A 761-nucleotide genomic window follows, 5' to 3' on the forward strand; every position below is an offset into this window, starting at 1 on the left:
CGATCACAGTTGCGTCGTCAACTCGATATGATAGCCGCTCAAGCTTCTCAAATTGGGGAGCATGTATTGATATATTCGCGCCAGGCTCAGATATTACGTCGACTTGGAGCAATGGCGGTACCAATACTATTAGTGGTACCTCAATGGCAACACCACATGTTGCCGGAGCGATAGCACTCTATTTGCAGGCTCACCCAGATGCTTCGCCGGCTGAAGTAGCTTCGAGTATGACTGGATATGCTTCAACAGGTTTGATCAGTCGCTTAAATGGTTCACCAAACCTTCTACTTAATATAGCTTTCGATGGTGAGACTGAGCTGCCAAGCCCTCCTCCAACGCCACCGCTTGAAAAAGTCACTTATGAAATAAGCGATCCGCAGAGAGTCAAGCACCATTTGTTAACCTTAACGGGCTTAGCTGCTAATACGACTTATTCTTGTAATGTTTATTCTTCGGATATCACAGGCGATACAGTTAGTGCGCCGCTAAGAGGCTCAACGGCAGCTGTACCAGATACAGAAGCCCCAGAATGTGTCGGTGAACCCTCCGCAACGGGCTATGTCGATTCGGCACAACTTACTTGGTCTTCAAGTGAGCTGACTACCGCATTGCTTAATTACCGCCCCGTTGGCGCGGCTGACTGGTTAGAAAGTGGCACAATCAATTTATCTACACAAGATTCTCTGCTACTTACAGGCTTGACTCCCGAAACGGAGTACGAACAACAAATCACTTTAACTGATGTGGCGGGTAATAGTGCT

General features: G+C 47.6%; 1 protein-coding gene. It reads left to right on the top strand.

Features of this window, described 5'->3' with window-relative positions; all coding sequences use genetic code 11:
• Window positions 1–2: 2 nt before the first annotated feature.
• Window positions 3–761: S8 family serine peptidase (locus tag A3729_RS34395; protein ID WP_304439782.1), on the top strand; the 759-nt coding region annotated here is incomplete at its 3' end.

It is taken from the genome of Oleiphilus sp. HI0043, assembly GCF_001634935.1.